The organism is Rhodococcus sp. IEGM 1302, assembly GCF_030056935.1.
Lineage (GTDB): Bacteria > Actinomycetota > Actinomycetes > Mycobacteriales > Mycobacteriaceae > Rhodococcus_F > Rhodococcus_F qingshengii.
Map to the genome: position 1 here is coordinate 25,284 of NZ_JASHKY010000033.1, position 24,800 is coordinate 50,083.

Annotated in this window: 17 protein-coding genes; 11 read left to right on the plus strand and 6 right to left on the minus strand. The window is 60.6% G+C overall.

Going from position 1 to position 24,800, the window contains the following annotated elements:
* Position 1: 1 nt before the first annotated feature.
* From QM609_RS26395 to QM609_RS26410, 4 genes are all read left to right on the plus strand, one after another.
* Positions 2–2,587 (plus strand): glycosyl hydrolase 2 galactose-binding domain-containing protein, encoded by a 2,586-nt coding sequence (locus QM609_RS26395; RefSeq protein WP_007728874.1) that lies wholly within the window; start codon positions 2–4, stop codon positions 2,585–2,587.
* Between the two features lie 128 nt (positions 2,588–2,715).
* The gene (gene mfd, locus QM609_RS26400; protein ID WP_003946285.1) at positions 2,716–6,342 is read left to right on the plus strand and encodes a transcription-repair coupling factor; all 3,627 of its coding nucleotides are present in this window, start codon (positions 2,716–2,718) and stop codon (positions 6,340–6,342) included.
* A gap of 7 nt (positions 6,343–6,349) precedes the next feature.
* The gene (locus tag QM609_RS26405; protein WP_030536281.1) at positions 6,350–7,186 is read left to right on the plus strand and encodes a nucleoside triphosphate pyrophosphohydrolase; all 837 of its coding nucleotides are present in this window, start codon (positions 6,350–6,352) and stop codon (positions 7,184–7,186) included.
* Between the two features lie 319 nt (positions 7,187–7,505).
* Positions 7,506–8,987: a sugar transferase gene (locus tag QM609_RS26410; protein WP_050654531.1), complete on the plus strand. Its 1,482-nt coding sequence runs from the start codon at positions 7,506–7,508 to the stop codon at positions 8,985–8,987.
* 14 nt (positions 8,988–9,001) lie between these two features.
* On the opposite strand, the gene QM609_RS26415 is transcribed toward QM609_RS26410, so the two are convergent.
* The 6 genes from QM609_RS26415 to QM609_RS26440 all read right to left on the minus strand — a co-directional run bounded on the left by QM609_RS26415 (position 9,002) and on the right by QM609_RS26440 (position 14,631).
* Positions 9,002–9,556 carry a YdcF family protein gene (locus QM609_RS26415; protein WP_007728868.1) on the minus strand — a complete coding sequence of 185 codons (555 nt, stop codon included), beginning with the start codon at positions 9,554–9,556 and terminating at the stop codon, positions 9,002–9,004.
* Between the two features lie 33 nt (positions 9,557–9,589).
* On the minus strand, positions 9,590–10,711 hold the full coding sequence (locus tag QM609_RS26420) for a glycosyltransferase (protein ID WP_030536278.1): 1,122 nt from the start codon (positions 10,709–10,711) through the stop codon (positions 9,590–9,592).
* Positions 10,708–11,244, minus strand: coding sequence for a DapH/DapD/GlmU-related protein (locus QM609_RS26425; RefSeq protein ID WP_007728861.1), 537 nt, complete (start codon positions 11,242–11,244; stop codon positions 10,708–10,710). Before QM609_RS26425 ends, QM609_RS26420 begins: the two co-directional genes overlap by 4 nt.
* A complete protein-coding gene (locus tag QM609_RS26430; RefSeq protein ID WP_007728859.1) occupies positions 11,241–12,221 on the minus strand; it encodes a GDP-L-fucose synthase family protein in 981 nt (326 codons plus the stop codon). Before QM609_RS26430 ends, QM609_RS26425 begins: the two co-directional genes overlap by 4 nt.
* Positions 12,218–13,255, minus strand: a complete 1,038-nt coding sequence (gene gmd / locus QM609_RS26435) for a GDP-mannose 4,6-dehydratase (protein ID WP_050654532.1) — start codon at positions 13,253–13,255, stop codon at positions 12,218–12,220. The genes QM609_RS26430 and gmd overlap by 4 nt, the downstream gene beginning before the upstream one ends.
* An 83-nt stretch (positions 13,256–13,338) precedes the next feature.
* Complete coding sequence (locus QM609_RS26440; protein ID WP_007728855.1) at positions 13,339–14,631, minus strand: glycosyltransferase family 4 protein; 1,293 nt, start codon at positions 14,629–14,631, stop codon at positions 13,339–13,341.
* A gap of 408 nt (positions 14,632–15,039) precedes the next feature.
* Here QM609_RS26440 and QM609_RS26445 point away from each other — a divergent pair, with 408 nt between their 5' ends.
* From QM609_RS26445 to QM609_RS26475, 7 genes are all read left to right on the plus strand, one after another.
* Positions 15,040–16,302, plus strand: coding sequence for a hypothetical protein (locus QM609_RS26445; RefSeq protein ID WP_050654533.1), 1,263 nt, complete (start codon positions 15,040–15,042; stop codon positions 16,300–16,302).
* Positions 16,303–16,468: 166 nt separating this feature from the next.
* Entirely contained in the window at positions 16,469–17,773 is a 1,305-nt protein-coding gene (locus QM609_RS26450; protein ID WP_007728852.1) for an MATE family efflux transporter, read from the plus strand.
* A complete protein-coding gene (locus QM609_RS26455; RefSeq protein ID WP_007728850.1) occupies positions 17,770–19,206 on the plus strand; it encodes an oligosaccharide repeat unit polymerase in 1,437 nt (478 codons plus the stop codon). The genes QM609_RS26450 and QM609_RS26455 overlap by 4 nt, the downstream gene beginning before the upstream one ends.
* A complete protein-coding gene (locus tag QM609_RS26460) occupies positions 19,203–20,006 on the plus strand; it encodes an SGNH/GDSL hydrolase family protein (protein ID WP_007728848.1) in 804 nt (267 codons plus the stop codon). The genes QM609_RS26455 and QM609_RS26460 overlap by 4 nt, the downstream gene beginning before the upstream one ends.
* Positions 20,003–21,418: a capsular exopolysaccharide biosynthesis protein gene (locus tag QM609_RS26465; RefSeq protein ID WP_007728846.1), complete on the plus strand. Its 1,416-nt coding sequence runs from the start codon at positions 20,003–20,005 to the stop codon at positions 21,416–21,418. The genes QM609_RS26460 and QM609_RS26465 overlap by 4 nt, the downstream gene beginning before the upstream one ends.
* Positions 21,415–23,196, plus strand: a complete 1,782-nt coding sequence (locus QM609_RS26470) for a tyrosine-protein kinase domain-containing protein (RefSeq protein ID WP_007728844.1) — start codon at positions 21,415–21,417, stop codon at positions 23,194–23,196. Before QM609_RS26465 ends, QM609_RS26470 begins: the two co-directional genes overlap by 4 nt.
* A gap of 254 nt (positions 23,197–23,450) precedes the next feature.
* Positions 23,451–24,800: glycoside hydrolase family 71 protein (locus tag QM609_RS26475; RefSeq protein ID WP_283337603.1), on the plus strand; the 1,350-nt coding region annotated here is incomplete at its 3' end.

The following is a 24,800-nucleotide window of genomic DNA, read 5'->3' on the forward strand; positions in this document are numbered from 1 at the left end:
AGTGCCTCGTTCGTCAGCAGACCTGCTGGCCGGCGCGATATGGCGATGCGCTGCAACCGAACCCGGATCCGTATCCGACCCGGATGCCCTCGAAGCTGTGACCGAGTGGGTCGCAGCGTCCGTGCCTGGAACAGTCATCGGTGCGTTACGTGCGGCGCAAACGGACGCCGGACGCACGAAGTCCGTTTCGTCGTCGTCTGTTTCAGAATCGTCCGTTTCATCGTCGGACTGGTGGTTCGTGACTACCGTGGCCACGACCGGTGAGGGGTCGTGGCTGCTCCAGTTCGACGGTATGACGGCGTTTGCGGATGTCTGGATCGGCGGTGTCCGTGTCGCGTCCACTGAATCCATGTTCGCACCTGGGGAAGTGAGCATTCCGGCCGGAGTCGGCGCTGGTAAACGTGTCCAGGTGGCTGTTCATTTTCATTCTCTCTCCGCGATTTTGAGATCGAGGCGTCCTCGAGGACGTTGGCGCTCGTCGATGGTCCGTGAACAGGGCCTTCGGTGGATCCGAACCACGATGCTCGGTATGGCTCCCGTGTTCAGTGGTGTGTCGGTACCGGTGGGTCCGTGGCGGGGTATCCGCTTGTTGGACAAGGGGATTGCCGCCGTAGTCTCTGCTGTCAAGCATGCGAGTGTTGACGGCACAACCGGTCGCGTTGCCGTCAGTGCTCGGCTCACCGGATTGCCGGCCTCGCTGGAGTACGTGACCGTGCGTGTCGGCGATCACTCGCGGCAATTGGCTGTATCCGCCGGACCGGATGGATTTCTCGAGGTGTCCGGCGTCGTCGAAGTGCCGGACGCGCAGTTGTGGTGGCCGCACACTCATGGCACCCCGCGCACTTATCCGGTGACGATGGAAGCGGTCGGAGTCTCCGAGCATCTCGGTTCAGTTGGCTTCCGGACGGTGGAGGTCGACAGATCCGATGGTGGATTCCGTTTGTATGTCAACGGCATCCGGGTGTACTGCCGTGGTTCGGTGTGGGTGCCGACCGACCCGATCTCGCTTCAAGGCGACGCCGGCACAACTCGCGTCTTGGAACGCCTGGCAGAGGCCGGCCTGAACATGATTCGAATCCCGGGGACGATGGTCTACGAGAGCGACCACTTCTGGGAGGAATGCGCGCGACTGGGCATTCTCGTGTGGCAGGACATGATGTTGGCGACGCTCGATCCGCCCGACACCGACGAATTCTTCGAACTCGTTGCCTCCGAGGTCACCGAGTTCTTGCACAGAGTGCGCGGAAATCCCGCTTTGGCAGTCTTCTGCGGCGGCAGCGAGACCGAACAGCAGCCGACCATGCTGGGCTTGGTCGATCAACACATCCCGCTCATTCATTCGAGACTGCCGGAGTTGATCTCGACGGTGGCATCCGAACTCGAGTACGTGACGTCGTCCCCCTCGGCGCCTCGCGGGGGCGAGCAATTGGCAACGCATGTCGGAAGCGGGGTCGCTCACTACTTCGGGGTGGGTGCCTATCGTCGTCCACTGGCCGACGTGCTCAGCGCGCGAGTACGTTTTGCGACCGAATCATTGGCATTTTCGATTCCACCGTCGAATGCGGTGATCGAGAACGAATTCGGTTCACTCGCCGTCGCGGGGCACCACCCGGCATGGAAAGCCGCGGTGCCTCGGGACAACGGATCGTCGTGGGATTTCGAGGATGTTCGGGACCACTACGTCCACGCGCTTTTCGGCGAAGACGCTCGTGAAGTCCGGTGGTCCGACCCGGAACGCTATCTCGACCTGGGGCGAGCAGCTGTATGTGAGGCGTTCGCATCGACGCTCGGATACTGGCGTCGCCCGGACTCTCGGTGCGACGGCGCCTTGACACTCGCACTGCGAGACCTGGAGCCCGGACCGGGATGGGGGGTCCTCGATTGGAGCGGCAGCCCCAAAGCTCCGTGGTTCGTGCTCCGTAGAAGCGCCAAACCGATCGCGCTCCTCGTCACGGACGACGGTATGGACGGATTGAGGCTCGACGCGATCAACGAGACCGCCGAACCTGTCGTCGGCGAGATCAGGTTTCGAGCGCACAGTCGGTCAGGTGTCGTCCCGGTCGACGTCGCGCTACCGGTCAACGTGGAAGCGCATTCAAGTCTGACCTGGTCCGTGGACAGCCTTGTCGGCCGTTTCACCGACCTCACTCACGTCTTTCGGTTCGGGGCGCGGACATACGACGCCGTCACCGTCACACTCGAAGACGAAGACGGCGAGATGGTGGACGAAGTGGTCCACCTACTGGGTGGTCCGGCGCGGCCTCGTGAGCGATCGGTCGGACTTGTTGCCACAGCGCGCAACGTCGGTGACGAAGAGTGGGTAGTCGACGTCTCGACGGATGCTTCCGCCCAATACGTTGCCCTCGAACTGCAGGGCTTCGAGCCCGAAGACTCCTGGTTCCACCTCGCGCCGAACGGTCGCAGGACTGTACGCCTACGGAGAACCGGTCAGGCGACGAAGGTGATCGGTCGCGTTCGGGCGCTCAACTCGCACGTGAGTGCGGCCGTGGCGCCGCCGATCACTCCGGTCACACAATCCTCGCCGTCCAAGCGGACGTCGAAGAAGACGAGTGCTACGGGAAACTGAACGGATCGGACTGCGCTGCGAGATCGCACACCGATAGAATCGAACCGGCGCACAACTCTGCCTCGGTGGGGATATTGCGCTCGGGCTGTGCGTCCGCAACCCGTCATCACTGTTCAGGAGCGCGTTCGTTGACTTCCTTGTCCTCTGCCCAGACTGCGCTCGCTGGACTCGCCGAGGTCGCCCTCGCAGATGCCGCGTTCACTCCGGTGATCGAATCCATCGGATCGGCCGCCTTGGACATCGTGGCTCCGAAGCCGGCTCGGCCGTTCATCGCCGCTGCACTCGCCGCTCGCACGCCGGTGCTGCTGGTGACAGCCACCGGTCGTGAAGCCGACGATCTGACTTCGGAACTCACCGAGATGCTCGGTGGAGGAGTGGCGCAGTTTCCGTCGTGGGAAACATTGCCGCACGAGCGACTGTCGCCGAGCGCGGATACCGTTGGGCGACGGGTGGAGGTCCTGCGCAGACTCGCCAGACCAGACGACGCCTCGTACGGATCGCCACTTCGGGTGATCGTCACCACGGTGCGCTCTCTCGTTCAGCCGATGGCGCCAGGCCTGGGCGAGATAGAACCGATCACGTTGCGCGTCGGCACCGAGATCGATTTCGATTCCGTTCTGGTTCGTCTGGTGGAGATGGCGTACAGCCGCGTCGACATGGTGGGAAAGCGTGGTGAGTTCGCGGTCCGTGGTGGCATTCTCGACCTGTTCTCGCCGACGGCGGATCATCCGGTCCGTATCGAATTCTGGGGTGACGAGGTATCGGAGCTTCGCTACTTCTCAGTTGCCGATCAGCGTTCGCTAGCGGACGTCGACGTCGATTCCGTGATCGCGCCGCCGTGTCGTGAACTGATTTTGACAGCTGATGTTCGTGATCGAGCCGCCGCACTCGCTGCTGAGAACCAGGCTGACGCGTCGTTGGTCGAGATGCTGGACAAGATCTCGGCAGGTATCCCCGTCGAGGGGATGGAAGCTCTGCTCCCGGTTCTCAAACCCGGTGAACTGCAGCTACTTTCCGATGTACTTCCCGAAGGGGCGCACATTCTTCTGTGTGATCCGGAAAAGGTGCGCACCCGCGCCACCGACCTGGTGCGCACCGGCCAGGAATTCTTGGAAGCATCGTGGACGGCGGCGTCGATCGGCGGCGCTGCACCGCTCGACACGTCGATCCTCAACGGCGGAGGAGTCGATCTCGGTGCCTCCGCGTACCGGTCGCTTCGTCATGTTCGCGAATCTGCCGAAGCTGCCGGCCGACCCTGGTGGACAGTCAGCCCGCTGGCGTCGGGAAACGGTGAAGAACTCGAACTCCCGGTGCATGCGGCACCGCAGGTGCGCGGTTCCGACGACCTGTTGGCCGAGCTGTTCGTCAGCCTTCGGGCGCACGTGAGCACGGGCGGTCGCGCGGCGATCGTGGTGGCAGGTGCCGGAACCGCAAGCCGCGTCGTGGAGCGACTCGGTGAAGCCGAAGTGCCCGCCAAGATGCTCGATGCCGGCGCTACCCCCGCCCGTGGACAGGTCGCGGTGCTCCGCGGATCACTGCACGACGGACTGGTACTCGCCGGCGACGACTCGACGCCTGGGATGGTGATCGTCACCGAGTCCGATCTGACCGGCAACCGCGTTGCCGCGGTCGGCGACGGAAAGCGCTTGCCGGCCAAGCGCCGCAATCAGGTTGATCCCCTCGCGCTGTCGGCAGGGGACATGGTCGTGCATGATCAGCACGGTATCGGCCGGTTCGTCGAAATGGTCGAACGCACCATCGGTGGGGCGCGTCGTGAATACCTGGTCATCGAATACGCGCCGAGCAAGCGCGGTCACCCGGGCGATCGTCTGTTCGTCCCGATGGAATCGCTCGATCAACTCTCCCGATACGTCGGTGGGGAGTTGCCGGCGCTGAGCAAGCTCGGTGGATCCGACTGGGCAAACACCAAGCGTAAGGCCCGCAAGGCAGTTCGTGAGATCGCGGGCGAGCTGGTTCAGCTCTACGCAGCGCGTCAGGCTGCTCCCGGGCATGCGTTCGGCCCGGACACACCGTGGCAGAAGGAACTCGAAGACGCATTCGCGTTCACCGAGACGATCGACCAGTTGACCGTTATCAGTGAGGTCAAGGCCGACATGGAGAAGCCGGTTCCGATGGACCGGGTGGTCATCGGTGACGTCGGGTACGGCAAGACGGAGATCGCCGTCCGCGCCGCGTTCAAGGCAGTGCAGGACGGCAAGCAAGTGGCGGTGCTGGTGCCGACGACTCTTCTTGCACAGCAACATCTTCAGACCTTCACCGAACGAATGGCGTCGTTCCCGGTGAAGGTGCGAGGGCTGTCCCGGTTCACCGACGCCAAGGACTCGAAGGAAATCATCGCCGGCATGGCGGAAGGTGAGATCGACATCGTCGTCGGTACTCACAGGTTGCTGCAGACCGGTATTCGCTGGAAGGACCTCGGGCTTGTGATCGTCGACGAGGAACAGCGATTCGGAGTCGAGCACAAGGAACACATCAAGGCGTTACGCACCCACGTCGACGTCCTGACGATGTCGGCTACTCCGATTCCTCGTACTCTCGAGATGAGCATGGCCGGGATCCGCGAGATGTCCACGATCCTCACACCGCCGGAAGAACGTCATCCGATCCTCACGTACGTCGGCGCGTATGCGGACAAGCAGGTTGCCGCGGCCATCCGGCGTGAACTTCTGCGCGACGGTCAGGTCTTCTACGTTCACAACCGTGTCAGCTCGATCGACAAGGCAGCCAAGAAGATCCGCGAACTCGTCCCGGAGGCTCGCGTCGTCGTCGCGCACGGTCAGATGAACGAGGACACTCTCGAAAAGACTGTGCAAGGATTCTGGGAACGCGACTTCGACGTGTTGGTCTGTACCACGATCATCGAAACCGGTCTGGACATCTCGAACGCGAACACACTGATCGTCGAACGCGCGGATTCGCTGGGCCTCTCGCAGTTGCATCAGCTTCGCGGACGCGTCGGGCGTAGTCGTGAACGTGGATACGCCTATTTCCTGTACCCGGCCGAAAAGCCTTTGACGGAAACGGCATACGACCGACTGGCAACGATTTCGCAGAATTCGGACCTCGGCGCGGGTATGGCCGTCGCGATGAAGGACCTCGAAATCCGTGGAGCCGGAAACGTTCTGGGCGCAGAGCAGTCCGGCCACGTCGCGGGGGTCGGGTTCGATCTGTACGTCAGGCTGGTCGGTGAGGCGGTCGAAGCCTTCCGGGCTGCAGCCGACGGCAAACCGATCACAATGGACGAGGGCACGAAGGAAGTCCGGATCGACCTACCGGTGGACGCGCACATCCCGCCCGACTACGTCACCAGTGACAGGCTCAGGTTGGAGGGGTACCGCAAGCTCGCTGCGGCAACTGATTCCGACGGCATCGCTGCCGTAGTCGAAGAACTGGTCGATCGCTACGGCCCACTGCCCGAAGAGGTTCGACGGCTGATCTCGGTGGCCAAGCTTCGACTGCTCTGCCGCGAGTATCAACTGGAGGAAGTCGCCGTCACCGGAACTCAGCTCAAGATCTCGCCTATGTCACTGCCCGATTCCAAACAGATCAGGCTCAAGAGGATCTATCCGAGCGCGCAGTACCGGGCAACGACCGGGCTCGTGCAACTCCCGCTGCCTCGCACCGGCGGAGTCGGCTCGGATCGCCTGCGGGACGTCGAACTACTTCAATACATCGCGGACTTCATCCTGGCGATTGACGGGCGCGCCGCCGGTGCCGTCCTGGTCGAGGCGTGAGCACACGGTGAACGAATCGCCCGTCGTCGTACTGCTCGATCCTTTGCGGCCGCATGTCTTTCCGCTGGAGGCGCTCCCGTTCCTGTCCGGCGCGATCGATATCGACCCGGACGTCCCCGACTCGGTACGCGGCGCACTGCCGGCCACGACACCCGGCGCCGCGGTGACTGTGATGATGGACACCGCCGAGCCGAAGATCGCGGCGTTGTCTGCCGCTGGGGTAAAGATGATTCGCGCCGAACCCATTCACGGCGATCGACTGGTGGAAGCGGCGTCGATCATGGACCGGTTGTGGAATCGCGGCGGTTGGGAGTCGACCCAGACGCACGAGAGCCTCTCCGTTTACCTCGTCGAGGAGACCTACGAGGTACTCGACGCGATTCGAAGCGACGACGAGAGCGATCTTCGGGAGGAACTCGGAGACCTGTTGCTTCAGGTGTTGTTCCACTCGCGGATCGCTCAAGCACACGGTGTTTTCGAATTGGACGACGTGGCCGGTGCATTGATCGCGAAACTCGTGCACCGCAGCCCGCACCTGGTCAGTTCCGGGGCGGTCGACATCGCTGAGCAAGAGCGGGCGTGGGACGCTTTGAAGGCTGCCGAGAAGGCTCGCGCGTCATCCATGGACGGCATCGCTCGGTCGCAGCCGCCGTTGCTCCTCGCCGAAAAAGTACTGAGCAGGGCCGCCAAAGCTGGTGTGATCGAAAGCGCCGATGAAGCTGATCTGGAAGCTCTGATCGAGCAGTGCCGACGCGCCGACACTGCACTCCTGGGCGCCCTGGACATGCTGATCGCCGACATTCGGATTCGTGAGGGAAGACGTCTCGAAGACGTGGAGGATTAGCCCACTTTGACGTAATTGCCCGGTAATCACCTGGCAATCGGAAAATAGCTTGGGCTTGGTGAGTGCAGTTGAAACAAACCTAAGGTATGTTTACGTACGAAATGAGCAACACTGGGTCGTTTTCTTGCATGAATTGGCCTTTGATCGGCGGTTATGTAGGGGGGTCCGATGACGGTTCATTTCTGCACTGCGAGCAGCGAGGTACGGCAACCGGCGGGGTGTTGCCGTACCTGGACGCTCGCGGTGGCTACCGATCAGCGATCCCCCAAGCCGTTCGATCCGCTGACGCCGTTCGTATGACAAGAAAGACTGATGGCAAATGAGCGTTCATGCTGAGGTGGAGAGCCGGTCGGCGGTATCGCAGGATTCCGCTCATGTCGGAACAGACTGGCGCCGGGCATACCGGAAGCGGATCGCAGTGAGCGATTCGATCACGGTCCTGTTCGTGATCGCACTCGCTCAGATCGGCAGTATGTGGCCGCATCCCATCGAGTGGCTGACACCACTTAAAGTGATCGCGTCTGCAGCGTTGGGCGGACTGTGGATGATCGCCCTCGCACGGGGGCGTAGCCGTCATCAGTCGATGCTGGGCGAGGGCAGTGACGAGTACGAGAAGGTACTGCTCGCTACCGGCCAGGTCTTCGGAGTAGGCGCATTGGCCGGGATCATTCTGGGCGTGGGAATTGCGCGAAGCTACCTCATGATCGCACTGCCCGTCGGACTCGCTGCGCTGCTTCTCGGACGCTACCTCTGGCGACGCGACATTCGAAAGAAGCGTGCGATCGGGGATTGCCGTAACTCGGTGCTGTTGGTTGGTGGACATGCGTCCGTCGTTGCTACTACGCGTGCCTTCGTGCGGGAATCCTCGGCAGGCTACGACGTTGTGGGAGCGTGCATTCCGCGTCGGGCGACCGCGTTGGACGATCACATCGTTGTCGACGGAGCAGCAGTCCCGGTAATGGGCAACGAGTTCGAGGTAGTCGAGGCGATGCGCGCAAGTGGCGCAGACACCGTCATCGTAACCGGGACCGAAGACCTCGGACAGGTGGGCATTCGCAAACTGATGTGGGACCTCGAAGCCGAGGGCGTCGACATGGTGGTTTCACCGGTCGTGGCCGATGTGTCGAAGGCTCGCTTGATGTTTCGCCCTGCGGCGGGACTCCCGTTGATTCACGTTGCGCGGCCGCGCTACCAGGGCGCGAACCGGCTTGCGCCCGCTGTTTTCGACGCGGTGTTCTCGATGCTGATGATCCTCCTCGTGGCGCCGGTCATGCTCGCCGCTGCCGCTGCAGTCAAGTTCACGTCCAAAGGCCCGGTGTTCTACAAGGCGGAACGCATCGGCCTCAACGGGAAACCGTTCCCCATGTTCAAGTTTCGTACCATGGTGGAAGGCGCCGATCAGCAGGTTGTCGATCTGATGGGGGACAACGAAGGCGCCGGAGGTGTGTTGTTCAAGATGCGTGAGGATCCACGAATCACGTCCGTCGGCAAGATCCTTCGTCGATTGAGTATCGACGAGCTACCGCAGTTCTTCAACGTCATTCGCGGAGAGATGAGCGTTGTCGGCCCGCGGCCGCCATTGCGTCGCGAGGTCGAGATGTACGACGACGAGGTTGCCCGGCGCCTGCTGGTCAAGCCTGGCATCACCGGTCTCTGGCAGGTAAGTGGTCGCAGTGATCTCTCCTGGGAAGAATCTGTTCGTCTCGACTCTTCCTACGTGGAGAATTGGTCTGCGGCGCAGAATATCTCGATCATCACCAGGACCGTATCCGCAGTGCTCAGGAGCGACGGAGCGTACTGACCGGACAGAGGCAGTCAGCATTCCTGGAACTGGGCGCGAACATACCCGGCGGTTTGCCACACATAGTTCGCGGCCCAGACCCAGACCGGAAGTGGTCGGGGGTCCGCGACTACGTCGATGTCACCGTCCCAGCAACGGTTGATGATGTAGCGACTGCGAGAGACATGGGGAACGAAGGTCACAACGATGACACGCTTCCATCCCTGTGCCTCGGCGCGACGCCGAATCTCCTGTCCTTCACCACGCGTGGTCGACGGATCTGGCTTGAAACAGCTGACCTCGAAGTCGTAGGTGCCCTCGCATATTGCGGTGATCCTCGGATCATTGCTTCGATACGGATTCGAAAAGATGATCTGGGGCGCGTAGCCCTGCTCGGCCAAGGACAGTCCGTATTCTTCTCTGCCGTCGTGATCACCGCCGAGAACAACTATCGCGTCGGCCATTTCGGGTGTGTCGATCACCGGATCGACGTAGACCGGCCAGCCGGCGGCAGTGATTGCAGTAAGTCCGCCGACAATCCCGCTGAGAACGAGTACGCGTCGACGGACCTTGGGGCGAGTGGATTTCACAATTACTTCCTGTAGTGCAGATGTGGGAGCCGCTCAGAGCCCGTACTGGGTTTCGAGCACCGCACGAACGGCAGGCATTCCTAGTCGTTCGCGAGCAACATTTCGCGCGCGGGCGCCCATCTCTGCAGCGGCGACGGGATCCTTCAAGAGCGACGAGATCGCCGCGGTCACTGATTCGGTGGCGTCATCGGTCACGAGGCCACACCGACCATCCCGGATCAGTGGTGCGAGGCCGCACGTGTCGGTGACGACTACGGGCAGTCCAGCGGCCATCGCCTCGAGTACAGACATCGGGAACGGTTCGTTCACGGAGGGCAAGACATATACAGCGGCTTGACGAAATCGTTCGGGAGACTTGTCGAACGGTAGTGGGCCTTCGTACTGGATGCAATTGCTATGTCCGGAGCGTTCGATCAGTCGGTTGACGGCTTCTGCTTCACCCTCATCCGGTCCGACTATCGAAAAGCGCGCCGTGTGTCCGCTGTCCAACAACTCTTTTGCGGCTTCGACGAAGACCTGGGGTCGCTTTCTTGCCTGTAGTCGTGCTAGGTAGAGGACCTCGGGCGGGTCGCAACTGTTGACTGGCCGTGACTCGAGGTCTTCGGCCTCGGGGATCCCGTTGTTGAGTTCCACCAAGTTGACGCGACTGTCTCCGACAACAGACTGCAGGTCTGTGTGCTCTCGTTCGGTCAGATAGAACACTGTCCGTGCTCGTTTGAGGACCGGGATCGTGAAAGCAGCGTCCAACGGCCTTGCCAGCAATTTGTCTGTCTCGTCGATCATCCCGTGAGTTTGTGCGAAAACTGGAATACCGTATGCAAGAGCCAATTTCGCGGCAGGAAGGGTCACCAGGTCACGCGCGAGATGAATGTGCACGACGTCGAATTCTCGGACGTGCTTGCGAAGCCACACAAGCATCGACGGCGCGCCGATTCCCGCGTACCCGATTTTGGGGATCACGGTTCGCGCCGGAAACAATTGCAGAGCGATACCCTGCTCGCGTGTCGGTGGCACCGCGTATCCACGCTCACCCGCGGCGATAGTTACGTCATGCCCATTGTCCTGCAATGCTTTCGACTGATTTAGGGCGACCCTGATAGGCCCTCCGTAGGCGGCGTCCGGTGAGAAGAGAGTGACGATCTGCAGTATCTTCATCGTGCAGCGCCGGCCCGTGGCGCCAACATCGTGGCTCCGGCGGGAACATCGGACGTCACCAAAGCCGTCGCGCCGACGATTGCGTTGTCCCCGATCGTTACACCGCGGAGTATCGTCGCACGGGCGGCGATCCATGCTTGGTCACCGATGACGATGGGAGCATTGTCGAACTCGAATGTGGGACTTCGGTGATCATGACTGCCCGTACACAGGAGGACATCCTGCGAGATAGCCGTATTCGCCCCTATCGTGACGGGTTCGAGATTGAGTATCCATGTTCCCTCGCCGATCCACGAGTCTGCTCCGACCGTCAGTTTCCACGGCCAGTGGATACGGACGCGGTGTCGAATCAGGACCCCGTCGGCGATGTCGGCACCGAACCGCCGGAGAACTGCAACGCGTACTCCATTGGGGCACCACCAATGAGAAAGCAGCACACCGGAAATCGCGAGCCAGGAGATTTGGACCAGCGGGCCGCGTCCCTTGTCGTATCCTGCACCGGTGAACCCGGACAGAGTGCGGTTTGTGCTCACAGTCGGACCGCTGCAGACGAATCCCGTACGTGCTCGCGATACCAGGCTACGGTCGACTCGATGCCCTCGCGGGTTGAGATCTGTGGTTTCCAACCGGTGGCCATCAATGTGGACACGTCGAGTAGTTTGCGCGGTGCACCATCGGGCTTGCTTGTGTCCCAGTCCATTCGGCCTTCATATCCCACTGCTTCGGCCACAATATTTGCGAGCTCTTTAATGGTTTCGTCGTGACCGGTACCGACGTTGACATGCCCGGACTCGTCGAAGGTGTCAAGTAGGTGAAGGAGTGCATCGGCCAAGTCGTCCACATGGAGGAATTCTCGACGTGGGCTCCCCGAACCCCAGTTTGTGACTGATTCAATTCCCTCGTTCTTGGCTTGGTCGAGACGGCGGATCATCGCAGGAAGTACGTGCGAAACATTCTCCGAGAAGTTGTCGCCGGGTCCGTACAGGCTTGTCGGCATCGCCGAGATCCAGGGCAACCCGAACTGCCTACGAACAGCCTGGACCTGGATGATTCCCGCAATCTTGGCGATCGCATATGCGTCGTTGGTCGGTTCGAGATGGCCGTTCAGTAATTGATCTTCTCTGATCGGCTGTGGCGCCAGGCGCGGGTAGATGCACGAGGACCCGAGGAACAGCAATCGGCGCACGCCGTGCCGCAGCGCTGCGTCGAGCACATTGGTCTGGATCTGAAGGTTGTCGGAGATGAAATCGACCGGATACGTGTTGTTCGCGACGATTCCTCCGACCTTCGCGGCAGCCAAGACGACGCACGACGGTTTGGCGGCTTCGAAGAAGGCGAATACGTCTGCTCGGTTTCGCAGATCGAGTTCGGCAGATGTGCGGCCGATCAGGTCGGTGAAGCCACTCTGTTCGAGCTTGCGCCAGAGCGCGGATCCCACCAGTCCCTTGTGTCCGGCGATGTAAGTCGGGGCGCTGCGATCAAGAGGTGCAATCGATTTCGTTGTGATCATGAGAGCGAGATCTTCCAATCAGGGAGATGCGGCGTGTCGATCCACGGTGTGCCGGCATGCGCCAATGCTGCGATGTCGGCGTCCATCATGATTCGAGCCAATTCTGGGGTCTGTACTGTCGCTTTCCAGCCCAGTTTGTCCTCGGCCTTGCCTGCATCGCCGACCAGAGCGTCCACCTCTGTGGGGCGAAGGTAACGAGGATCGAATTTGACGTACTTCTGCCAGTCGAGACCCACATGTTCGAATGAGGCCACGACAAAATCTTGGACCGTGAAGTTTCCTCCAGTGGCCAACACGTAGTCATCTGGTTCGTCGACTTGAAGCATCCGCCACATACCCTCGACGTACTCGGGTGCGTAGCCCCAGTCCCTGACCGCGTCCAAATTGCCCAGGTACAGGGAATCTTCGATCCCGGCCTGGATTCGCGCGACTGCACGCGTGATCTTTCTCGTGACGAATGTTTCACCGCGGCGGGGTGACTCGTGATTGAAGAGGATCCCGTTCACCGCGTGAATTCCGTAGGCCTCGCGATAGTTCCTGGTGACCCAGTACGAGTACACCTTTGCAGCGCCGTACGGCGACCGCGGATAGAACGGGGTGTCCTCGTTCTGTGGAGGCGGACTGGCTCCGAACATTTCCGAACTCGAAGCTTGGTAGAAGCGGCACTGCAATCCCGTCATGCGGACTGCTTCGAGCAAACGAATAGACCCGATTCCGGTTGTGTTGCCTGTGTGTTCGGGCTCGTCGAAGCTGACCCGCACGTGCGACTGCGCAGCGAGGTTGTATACCTCGTCTGGTGCGAGCTTCGACAGGAGCGTGACGAGTCGTGCGCCGTCGGACAGGTCACCGTAGTGCAAGAACAGCCGTGCGCCCAGTTCGTGAGGGTCCTGATAGAGGTGATCGATGCGTGACGTGTTGAAAGTTGATGCGCGTCTGATCAATCCGTGAACTTCGTAACCTTTGGCCAACAACAGTTCTGCCAGGTAGGAACCGTCCTGTCCGGTGATCCCTGTGATGAGTGCGCGTTTGGTCATCGAGCGTCAGCTGCCTTGTCTATGTTCGTCGTCTTCAGATCCGAGTCGAGATGTGTGAGGTTTTGTTCCGAGCGGCTCGCGTACTAACTGCGGCCGGCCACCAGCTCGCGGATCCACTTTTCGCATTTGTCGATGGACGCGGTTTTGCCAACCGAGGTGGCGCAGTAATGGACCCCGGCGGCACCAAGTCTGGCGGAAGTCTCCGCGTCGCCCGCGAGTTGTAGGGCTGCAGAGAGCAGGCCTGCGGGATCACCGTTCTGAGTGACGACCCCAGCACCGGAGGCACGGATCTCGTCGGCAGTCGTAGATGCCACATCGGTTGCGGCGACAATCGGGGTACCGCTGCTGAAATACGACGTCAGCTTGCTCGGCACTGCCATCCCGACGATCCCGGGTGCCTCGTTGACCAGTAAAACGTCGGCGGCGGCCATGGCAGTGCGGAAATCCTGGTCGTCGAGTGGGCGGACGAAGTCGATTCGATCGACTCCGACTGCCGCGGCTTCGAGGTTCGGTCGCTGATTGCCGTCACCGACCAGAACGAATCGGATTGGCAGACTCTGCTCGTCGGCGAGTCGAGCGGCCTCGACGACATTTTCCAGACCTTGTTTCAGGCCCATGTTTCCGGTGTGCAGAACAATGGTTTCGTCAGGCGACCAACCGAATTTGGTGCGTGCGGCGGTGAGATCGTCCACATCGATCGGCGTCACGTGCGTCCAGTTCCGAACCACTGTGACTCGTTCGCGTGGGACGTGAAGTTCGTTGACGACATGGTCGACGAAACGGTCATGGACGACGGCGATTCCGTCGGCGGACTTCACGACAGCCGCCTCGAGCCTGGACGTTGCGCGGGCACTGCGGCCTGTCATCGCACCGGTCTCCACGACGCCTTGACCGTACAAGTCGTGTACCCAGACCCCGATGGCCGGACGTTTGGGTGTCAGCCGAGCACGTCCGAGGACCATCGCAGTGGCCAGCAATGCCGGACTGGTGCACACGATTACGTCAGGTGTGTTCCATCCGGAACTGGCGGCACGTGCGCCGAAACTCAGCTCCATCTTGATTCGTCCCAAGGCATTCGGTGGGCTGGGCACGAAGTGGCGGCGTCGGTGAACGTGAACGCCGTTCACGACCTCGTCGATCGACCGTCCCTGGTAGGAAGCGTCGATTTCCCACGCCGGATAGTGCGGGTACCCGGTGACGACGTGCACCTTGTGCCCGCGCTCGCCGAGGGACTCGGCAAGGTCCGTCATGTACGGGGCTATCCCCGTGGTTTCCGGCGCGTAGTTGATGCCGAGAATCGTGATGTTCAGCGATTCGACGGGACCACGATTGGATAACTCGAAAGTCGCGGAGACGTCACCAGGTTTGTCGTGCATCTGGTCGATCTGGGTGCTGATGACGAACCTCCAGTTGGTAAACTGCGCTTCAAACAGTCAAATGGTTTGGTTTACGCTATTTAAGCCCTATTTCCACGGTTTATCAACTGGTCTCATGTCGTGCTTCGATCGCCGGGAGCGATGTTGCTGCATCAGATGGAGGCGAGCCTGTGCGCGCGTAGTGTTAACCAGCAGGTTGCAACAGGGTGATGGGTGGACTGGCCTCGTTGGGCAATTTCGAATGTGGCGGAGCGCACTGGCGGAAGGCGGAGATTTCGATCCGGCCGCGGGTTCCCTCGGAGGTTCTGCAAACTCGCTGAAACCGGCGCACGGTTGTTTTGCCGCGAACGAAGGGAAATTGGTCGGTGAGGATTGAATTTCGGGCACACGTGATCGTGGAGGGATGAAGTGAAGGTCGATCCGCTGGCAAGCACGTACTGCTGTCACGCGCAGGAGTCCTTCGGCCCAGTTGATAGAGCTGGTGTCGTAGCCGTTGTCAACGAGTGGATCTCGGAGACTTTCGAAGCGGGTATCGGGGTCTTCCCCCTGATTTTCGAGATGCGTACCGCTGGTGAGGGTTCGCCTACTGCCTCGTTACACGGACTGGGTGCCGTCGAAGGAATGCGCGTGGCCGACGTGTCTTCGGCGATAGGCGTCGAGGTATTCGACCGGACATTGTTCAAGTATTTCAATGCGCGACGATTCAGTGACCCTCGCGAGATCACTGTCGTCGTTGCACGCAACATGATCGGCCTGATCTATTCACACATGTTTGGTGACGAGACGGTCTTCATGCCGAAATCAGAACGACTCTTTCTTGCGTTGTCGGGTCTGGATCCGGCGCTTGGTCCGCGCTCTCCCGCTGTGCGCAGATTGTCGAAGCGTCGGATCGTTGCTGCCGGGCTTTTGATGGCGTCGACCAATCCCTTGATTGCCGCGACGTCCCTGAGGCGAATCCTCAGTGGTACAAGTATGTTCCAGCGTGAGGTGGTGAGTCGGCGGGCATCGGGAAACGCAATCTCGTCCTCGGCCGTATCCACGGAACCTGTTCGCGGGTGGTGGCTCTCCGTTCGTTTGGTTGCAGCACCTGGAACCCGTGTGCCTTCCGTGTATTTCTATTGCGCAGTGCTCGCGGCTCTGGAGTGCGGCCCCGACGTCACTCATCACGTGGTTGTCGACCTGCGATCGGGATCGCCCCTACTGGCGAGGACAGGGGGGAATGCGTTCAGTCACATTCCTTTCCGGGCAGATTGGACAGCTAGTAGTCCCCTCGAAGTGGCTTCGCAGGTTCGGTCGAGGATTCGCTCCGGCGAGGCGCTCGTCCGGCGTGCTGCTGGGGAGTTGGTCGGACGGCGCAATAGTCGGTCCCGGGCCGACCCTGATGGCGTGGCGTCCCCGATGGTGCTTGCAACTACAATGTCGTGTTTTCGGGTGCCCGGTGATCGAGATCATGCGTTCAGTGGTGGTGATCTGGCGTTCGCGAGGGGAATGCAGACACTCGAGCCGGCAGTTCTCGCGTCCAACATGCGCACGACGGGCCGCTACGCCGACTGTACATACAGCCATTCGGGTAATTTCGTCGATCTCGAGAAGATGCGTTCGGCCGTCAACGCTGCGGCCGCCTACCTCGGGCTTCGAATCGCGGTCAACACTGGCTCGCACTTCGACTAGAGAAGGTTCGTCTGGAGGAGGTTCTCTCTCTGGAGGAATGCACGAAGGCAACCCCGGCTACTTCGCAGTAAACAATCCTATAGACTGTTTCAGGTGGACTGAGCCGACCGACGGTTTCAATTTGATCTCAGTCTGGAGACACCACGTGTGCAAGGGAGGTGGGGTCGTGGCAGGTCTGAAGCTGCGAGTGCTGTTCAGTGCGGGTGACCAAGTGCTGTCCAGCGTAAGTAACGCGTTGATTCTGTTCGCGATGGCCGGACCGTCCTCCGTCAGTGAGTTCGGTCTGGCGATCCTTGTTTTCTCCATCCTCACGGCTGCGCTCGGATTCGTTCGAGGTGCAGTTGGCACACCCCTGCTGTTGATGAGTGCCCACAGTCGCAACAGGATTCGCGCGGAGAGCAGACATGCGATCTCGGGTGCTGCCACCTTCGGAGTCCTGGTTGGGATCGTTGCCTTCGGAGTCTCGGTTTTCCTTCACGAACCGCAGGTAGGGATTGCATACGCCGTTGCCGCGCCGGTTGTTCTCGCGCAGGATGCCTTGCGGTTCACCGCGATGTCGATGGGAGAACCGGAACACGCGTTCTTCAGCGACGCGTTGTGGGCGAGTGCGGCGTTCGGTGTCCTTGTCGTGACTTGGATTCGACCAGAGGCACTTTCGATCGCAGAGATGATTTGGTTGTGGTCCGTCGCCGGAGGACTCGCACTCGTTTACCTGATGATTCGCGTACAGACGCTACCGCGACTGACTGGTCTGTATCGCTGGTGGGCGTCGTTCTGGACTCATCGAATCCGGTTCGGATTCGAGAGTGGCATCGACCAACTGGCTGCAATCGTGATCGTCGCGGTGTCCACGGCCTTCATCGGAACGGTGGCTGCCGCGTCTTTGCGCGGAGCCGTGACCGTCCTGGGGCCGTTCGCCGTGCTGATCAGTTCTCTTCCACTGATCGTCATTCCCGAATCGGTGCGGGCCGGCCATACCGCGCGCCAGGTGTGGAGCACACTGCGTTATGCAGCGTGGCTCACATCTGCGATGGCGGCAACGATCGGATTCGCCGCTCCCTTCCTTCCAGATGCACTCGGCCGAGTCGTTCTAGGAGAGTCCTGGGCCGAGGCTCGCCATGTTCTGCCGTTTCTCGGACTCGAGTACGCGGCGATCTGTTGGATAGCGGGTGTTTACAATCTCTACCGCACTCAAGGAGCCAGCGGACGACTGCTCAAGCTGCGAATTGTCCAGAGTCTCACGGCAATCGTCATCTGCAGCGCGGCCGCGGCCCTCACGGGAACCGCGGTCGGAGTCGCGATCGGGCTGGCGGTCTCGTCCGTCCTCGTTGCGGTGTGCCTGGTGGTCGCTGCCCAACGGAAGCACTCCGGCCGTGAAGACCCCGCGAGCGTGCCGTCCACTGCTGATCGTGCCGAACCAGGCGATCTGCGCCGAACACGAACAGGCGCACTGGCCGGGACGACCACGTGAAAACAATTTCCAGCGGGCGGACAAAGCCTCACGAGTTCGCGGAATTCGACGTCGGGCGGCAGGACTCGTTGATGCCACCGCTGATTGCGATCTGGACCGCGGTGATCATGGTGATCATCGTGCCTTTCGCAGTCGTCGAGTTCACTCCGACACCGCCAGGGCGTGTATGGATGGCGGTACTTGCCGTCACCACGATTTCGGGACTGCGCTATGCGTGGATTGTGGGCGAGGGCTTTCGTCGGCTCGTCGAGATGTCGTTCTGGGTTTTCACCTATGTCTTCATGGGTCTTGCCCCACTTGCCCAGCTCCGCCTGCGAGAGATTCCTCCTACGACGCCCCGAGTGGATCCGTCCCTCAACTCGACAGCGGTGGCTATCGTCCTTCTGGGAATCGGCGGCTTCCTGGTGGGATTAGTGTTCTCCGGAGCGGTGTGGCGTCGAATCAAAGACACGCGATGGGGAAACGCCACAAGCGTGCGTGTGGATCCCGTTCGGGTTTTGATTCTTGCCGGTTGCGCCCTGGTCGCCAACGCGTACTACATCAAGAAACTTGGTGTAGGGACGCTTCTGTCGAGCCGAAGTGCCGTGGTGGAGCAGGCGAGTGCGTCGCTGGGGCAATCCACGGTCGCCAGCATCATCGGCGCCGTCGCGATGATGTCCTTGCTTGTCGCATTCATCGCGGTGGTCAAATACCGTGATCAGAATCCGGGAGCCGATCGTTTATTTCTTCTCTGCGCCATCGTGCTCGGAGCCGTGCTGTTGTTGACTTTCAATCCGATCTCGAGTGCGAGGTATCTGTTCGGTACTGCAGCACTAGCCGTGGCGGCACTTTTCGGACTCTTCGCGACCCGTGGTCGTTTCCGTGTGGTTGCCTTGCTTGCCGTGGCTGCACTTGTCCTGGTCTTTCCGCTCGCCGATGCGTTCAGGTACAGCACGTCGGCACAGTTCAAGACAAGCTCGCCTCTCGAATCGCTCACGTCTCCGGACTACGACGCATTTGCGCAGGTCAACAACACCGTCAACTTTGTGAATACGCACGGGGTTACCGATGGCAAGCAGGCACTCGGAGTTGTTCTTTTCTGGATTCCGCGGACCATCTGGCCCGGCAAAGCTACGGACACGGGCATCCTGCTCGCGGAGAGCCGCAACTACACGGTCAAGAACCTTTCTGCTCCGTTGTGGTCCGAGCTGTTCGTCAACGGTGGGTGGATCGCGCTGATTGTCGGAATGGTTGCTCTAGGCTTGATCGCAGGGATTCAGGACAGGCGAATCGAACTGTCGCTGCGCCAGTCCAGGGCGCCGACGATCCTTGCCTGCATCCTGCCCTTCTACCTGATCATTCTGCTCAGAGGATCACTGCTGCAAGCGATGTCGTACTTCCTCGTCATCATCGGTTGTGCATTCTTCGTCTCACGGCGGGAGGTGACTCGATGACTCGGACGAACCGATTCTCGTCGAGAATCTCTGCCCGTCGCCCGCTGGAACTCGTGGGCCTTGCTCTGCTGGTGGTACTGGTCGTTTGTGCGACGGCGCTGGCGGTGCGTCAGAATTCGGCTGCCGGAAACGGCCGGTCCGCCCTCACAGCAGCGACAACGGTTCCTCAGTTGCCGCCGGACACAGCGCCGGCATCGATGTGGTTCGGCGACAGCTTCACTGCGGGCATCAACGGAATCGGGCTCGGGGCATACCCGAGAATCATCTGCGTCCGGATGGGGTGGGACTGCAATGTCGATGCTCAGGGAAGCACCGGTTTCACCAACGACGGCGCACCCGAGTATCAGGGAACTACAACACGATTCGAGAATCGACTACAGGTGTCGATCGAGCGGTATCGAGCGGACATCATTTTCGTGGACGGTGGGCGAAACGATCTGCACATGAGTCCGATGGATTTGTTTCCCGTCATGACGTCGTACATCGATACCGTCCGGGATGCATGGCCGGATGCGCGTCTGGTGATCATCGTGCCGACATACGTCACACCTGTGCCGTACGACGGATACGACCAATTCGTATCAGCGCTGCGAAGTTACGGGGAATCGGTTGCCGCGACCGTGATCGATCCTGTTGCCGACGGTTGGTACGCCGACGTGGACCTCACGACACTGAAATTCGAGGACGGTGTGCACCCGAATGCAGTGGGGAACGCAGTGATTGCTCAGAAACTGGTGGAATCGCTGACCGCCTCCGGTGTGATTCGCGAGGGCGCGCCGAATGGGGGGATTCTGCGATGAACCCGTCCCGCTTCTTCGGAGTCCTTCGTGACAAGTGGGTTGTCGTCGGCATCTCGACATTGCTCGGCCTGCTGGTAGGCGTTCTGCTGACATTGCTCACGCCGACCACTTTCAAGTCCTCGACCCAGCTCTTTCTCACCACGCCAGGGTGGGGTACACCGACCACTCTGGGCAATGCCGATTCGAGCCCTTTCCAAGGTGACGAATTCTCGCAGCAACGAGCGGGTACGTACACGCGTCTGGCGGAGGGTGCCGACTTCTCGGCCCGCGTCGCAAGTCGTCTGGGCGAGAGTGGTCTGCGTGACGTCGAAAGCATTTCGGTTCGCGTTGTGCCCGACACCGTGTTGCTCGAAATCTCTGGCACCACCGACAGCGCAGACCGGGCGTTGCAACTGACGAACGCGGCTTCGGATGAGATGAACGAGACGATCCGGCGACTCGAGACGCCGAGTGGGACTTTGATCCCGACGGTTCAGCCGCTGACTGTCGTCACGGCGTCAGCACCGACGAGCCCGGCTGGTCCGCAGACGATTCCGAACGTTCTTCTGGGGTTGGTCGTCGGATCGCTGGTTGGAGTGACTGGTGTGATCTTGGCTGCTGCGAGGTCGAGAGCAGTTCAGGGTGTCGACGAATTAGCGGCCTGGACGGGTCTACCTGTGCTCGAGTCGATCCCGTACCTCGGTGACAGGGGATTGTCCGCCGAGGAAGGTGCTCAGTCGGCATCGAGAAGTTATTTTGAGAGACTGCAGTTCAACCGAGATCTCATCGGGTCAGGTACGCCCGCGTCACCCGTGCTCGTGACCGCTGCCGACGAGGGGAAGATCAGCAGGTTCGCAGCTGGCGGCATCGCCGATGCTGCTTGCGCTCTGGGGTATTCGGTGGTTCTCGTCGACTGCAACTTCCGATCCTCGCGTGCACATATCGAGTTCGGGGTCACCGACATCGTCATGTCGGACAGCGTCCTCGATGATGTTCTGATCTCGACACCGCTGCATCCGACTCTCCTCCGGAGCGGTTCGCCGACCGAAACTCCGGAGCGAGTCTTCGAGTCTGAGTCGTTCAGGCGCATGCTGCGAGATCTGAGTGCCAGGTTCGACGTAGTGGTTGTTTTCGACTCCGGCGGGACGCAGTACGCCGACTCGGGCCGACTGGCCAAGGTATGCCGTTCGATAATCCTTGTCGTTCAGTCTCATTCGACAAACATGCAGACGGTGATGACGAAGATTCACGATCTGGAAATCGCAGGAGCGAAAATCGAAGGTTCGGTCCTCTTGACGACCACGCGCCGAACGCAGCGAGGGGCAGTGTTGCCCGTGAATCGGCCAGACACAACTGACTCGGTGGCAAGTTACACGCCACGGCGCGACGGAGACACACGCACACAGCGATCTCCAAGAAAGGCGAACACATGAATGCACTCAGCACTGCCGCGCGAATTCTGAGGCGGGGGTGGGCAATACCTGTCTTCGCGGTGCTCGGCTTGATCCTCGGTGCTTTCATGGCCATCTCGAGTCCGTCGTCCTACACGTCGACAACTGTGCTGTTCATCGGCTCGCCGATCAGTGCTGACTCGGCTGGCGCCTACCAGGGCGATCTGTTTTCTCAGCAACGAGCGGCGACCTATGCCCAACTGTTTTCGAGCGACGATCTGGCGGTCAAGGTGATCGACGACCTGGGTCTTCCAATGAGCGGACATGAGTTGGCCTCGCAGGTTTCGGCGGCAGCAGTTGAGAAAACTGTGCTCTTGCAGGTCTCTGTCACGGATTCGACGGCCGAAGGATCGGCCGGTATCGCCAATGCGTATGCGAAGAATTTTGCACAATATGTGGGGCAGTTGGAGACCCCTAACGGTGGTGGCCGTCCGAATACCTCCGTCCAGGTGGTCACCGAGGCCAACGCTGAAGATGCCAGTGGGGGTTCGAATCTCGTGATGACGTCCCTGTTCGGCCTCATCGGTGGCCTGGTCGTCGGCATCGGCGTCCGGGTGCTCCTTGGGCGACTCGACCGGTCCGTTCGAAGCGCTTCCATGCTCTCGGCCGTTGCAGGTGTACCGATTTTGGCGACAGTTCCGGAATCGGCCTCGCGGGGATTTCGCGCGTTGACGTTCCCCGCCGACGGCGCGACCGCCTATGCCGAGTCGATACGCAAGCTCAGGACAGGTATCGAGTTCGCCGGCCCGAGTGCCGACGCGATCCGTTCGGTCCTCATCGCCTCGCCTCGGTACTCGGAGCCTGCGGGGTGCATCGCAGCCGATCTCGCGGTTGTCCTGTCCGAAGCGGGACGTCGAGTGCTGTTGGTGGACGGTGACTTGAGGTCGCCGAGCTTGGATTCATACCTCGGTATCAAGCCGGCAGTCGGCTTTTCCGACGTGCTGGCCGGTGCGATTCCGCTCGTGGACGTGCTCGTTCAGGTACCCGGTCGCTCATTGACTCTGCTGCCCGCCGGCTCGATACGATCCGATTCCGGTGATGCCATCGCATCGGTCTCGGCACGCGAGATGCTTTCGGAAGCCTCCGAGAAATTCGAATACACGATCGTCGTGGGTCCACCGTTGTCGCTCTATTCCGATTCGGCTGTGATCGGCTCAGTCGTCGACGGCGTGGTTCTTGTTTCAACACAGAGTATTTCGTCGGTCGACGAGGTGGAAGGCGCAGCGACCACGCTGCGCGCTGCCGGCGCGAACCTGTTGGGCGCGGTGCTGTCGGGTGTCGGACGGGGTGGCTTGGTCAAGGTCCGCAGCCGTGTGAGTGTGGTGGACGAGCCTGCGGCGAACGAGCCTCCGGTGAATGATGCATCGAATGAACCAGTCGGCGCGTGGCCTCCCGTTGAAGGAGGAGCCGGCGCGCAGGTAATACACGCAGAACCAGGTGTGGGATCGACGGGGAAGAATGAAGTGGAGAAGCATGATTCGGGGGATTCGGTCGAATCTCCGGCCGAAGATATGCGCATCGATTTCGACGAATGGGAGCCGGCGGAGACTGAGGGGCGCTACACGCGCAGTGATCTGGACAGTCCGACAGTGGCGATCCCTCGCTCGATGCTCCGCACAAAGGTCGCGCAGAAGGCGAACCTCTCGAGTGACGAGTTGCCGACCGATAAGCGGCAGGTAAGATCACTCGGTGGGAACGGCGATTCCGATTCCAGGTCGAATCACCCGCCGCAAGCTTCGGATTCTGTGCAGCAGAATTGAATTGGAATTCGATTTCCAGGTTCGGGATGTCAACGTCACCGGACATTGCGGCGTAAGGCCGTGTGTGAGAAGGGGTGGCTGATTCGGTGAACGCCGATGCTCGAAAACGGAAACGGGTGAGTATCGAAGGTTCGCGGGACAGGAAATTTCGTGCAGTTGCCATCGGCATTGCGCTGGTGTCGTCAGTGCTTCTCGTAGTGGCCGGCCTCAGGCTCTCTGATGGAGTGGACCCAAACGCGAGGGTTGACGCGGCGGTGTCATCACATCCCGCCGTCGAGCTTCCGGACAACGGACAGTCGACCGCCAAAATGGTCTTTGCGCACTACTTCCCGCCGTATCCCCTTTCGATCGACAACCTACCGTCGGGCGAAGACTATTACGCCACGCAGTATCTCAATCCGAACGGTGAACGAGGTTCATACGCCGCATTCGGAGGGTTTCTTCGAGACCGACCGCAACCACGGCCTGTTTCAGCTGACCCACAGTGGAGGCAGCGAGATCTCGAAGATGAAGTGCGGCAGGCAATCGACGCGGGAATCAGTGGGTTCTCGGTTGACATTCTGACGAAGTCGTCGAACCCGTTGTGGTCTTCGTCCGTTCCGTCCCAACTTCTCGCCGCTTCGGCTGCGGTTGATCCTGCGTTCGAAATAATGCTGATGCCGGATATGAACGGCGAACTCGGCACATTGGACCCCGCGAATCTGGCAGGCGAGTTGTCGCAGTACGCGTCATCGCCGTCGGTTTTTCGATTGACGGACAACCGGGTGGTGATTTCGCCCTTTCTTGCCGAGAAACACGACCCGGCGTGGTGGTCGCAGTTTCTCGAAATCATGAAGGCCCGCTACGGGATCGAGGTGGCCTTCGTTCCACTCTTCCTGAACTCCACCACGAATATGGATTCATTCGCGTCGATAAGCTATGGAATGTCGACGTGGGGTGGACGTAACCCTTCCTTCAATCCAGTGACGGACACCGGGATCGGCTCGCCACTGGATCAGGTGAACCGAGCGCACGCTCTCGGCAAGATATGGATGCAGTCGGTCTCGTTCCAGGATGCGCGTCCCAGCCAATCGGTTTTCGACGAAGCGCAGAACACTGGGAATCTCCGAAACACCTGGCAGATTGCGCGCGAATCGGATAGCGAATGGGTGCAACTAATTTCGTGGAACGACTACAGCGAAGGTACGGCGTTTGCACCGAGCGAGGGGCACGGTCGTGCGCTGCTCGATTTGAACGCATATTTTGTCGACTGGTTCAAGACCGGAACGGCACCGGCGATTGCACGTGATATCGCGTACGTCACCTATCGGAACCAGCTGTCGTCCGCGCAACCCGCACTACCCTCGGTATCACCGATGATTCTGCGTGCGGGGTCGTCCCCGGTTCGCGACACGATCGAGGTTTTGACCTTCTTGGTCGAAGGTGCCGAAGTGAAAGTTACGGTCGGCGGTACGACGACCACGTGCAGTGCCGATACAGGGATGGACATCTGCACGGTTCCATCGGCGGTCGGCGCCGTCTCGGTCAGCGTGGTTCGAAACGGGGCGGAAGTGGCTTCGGCGAAGGCACATTCAGACGTCGTGTCCACTCCTGCGGTTCAGAAC

Bases quoted from the DNA above. Each gene is read 5' to 3' on its own strand.
- QM609_RS26410 (WP_050654531.1), top strand. From the start codon at position 7,506: ATGAGCGTTCATGCTGAGGTGGAGAGCCGGTCGGCGGTATCGCAGGAT.
- QM609_RS26420 (WP_030536278.1), bottom strand. From the start codon at position 10,711: ATGAAGATACTGCAGATCGTCACTCTCTTCTCACCGGACGCCGCCTAC.
- QM609_RS26430 (WP_007728859.1), bottom strand. From the start codon at position 12,221: ATGATCACAACGAAATCGATTGCACCTCTTGATCGCAGCGCCCCGACT.
- gmd (WP_050654532.1), bottom strand. From the start codon at position 13,255: ATGACCAAACGCGCACTCATCACAGGGATCACCGGACAGGACGGTTCC.
- QM609_RS26440 (WP_007728855.1), bottom strand. From the start codon at position 14,631: ATGCACGACAAACCTGGTGACGTCTCCGCGACTTTCGAGTTATCCAAT.
- QM609_RS26460 (WP_007728848.1), top strand. From the start codon at position 19,203: ATGACTCGGACGAACCGATTCTCGTCGAGAATCTCTGCCCGTCGCCCG.
- QM609_RS26465 (WP_007728846.1), top strand. From the start codon at position 20,003: ATGAACCCGTCCCGCTTCTTCGGAGTCCTTCGTGACAAGTGGGTTGTC.
- QM609_RS26470 (WP_007728844.1), top strand. From the start codon at position 21,415: ATGAATGCACTCAGCACTGCCGCGCGAATTCTGAGGCGGGGGTGGGCA.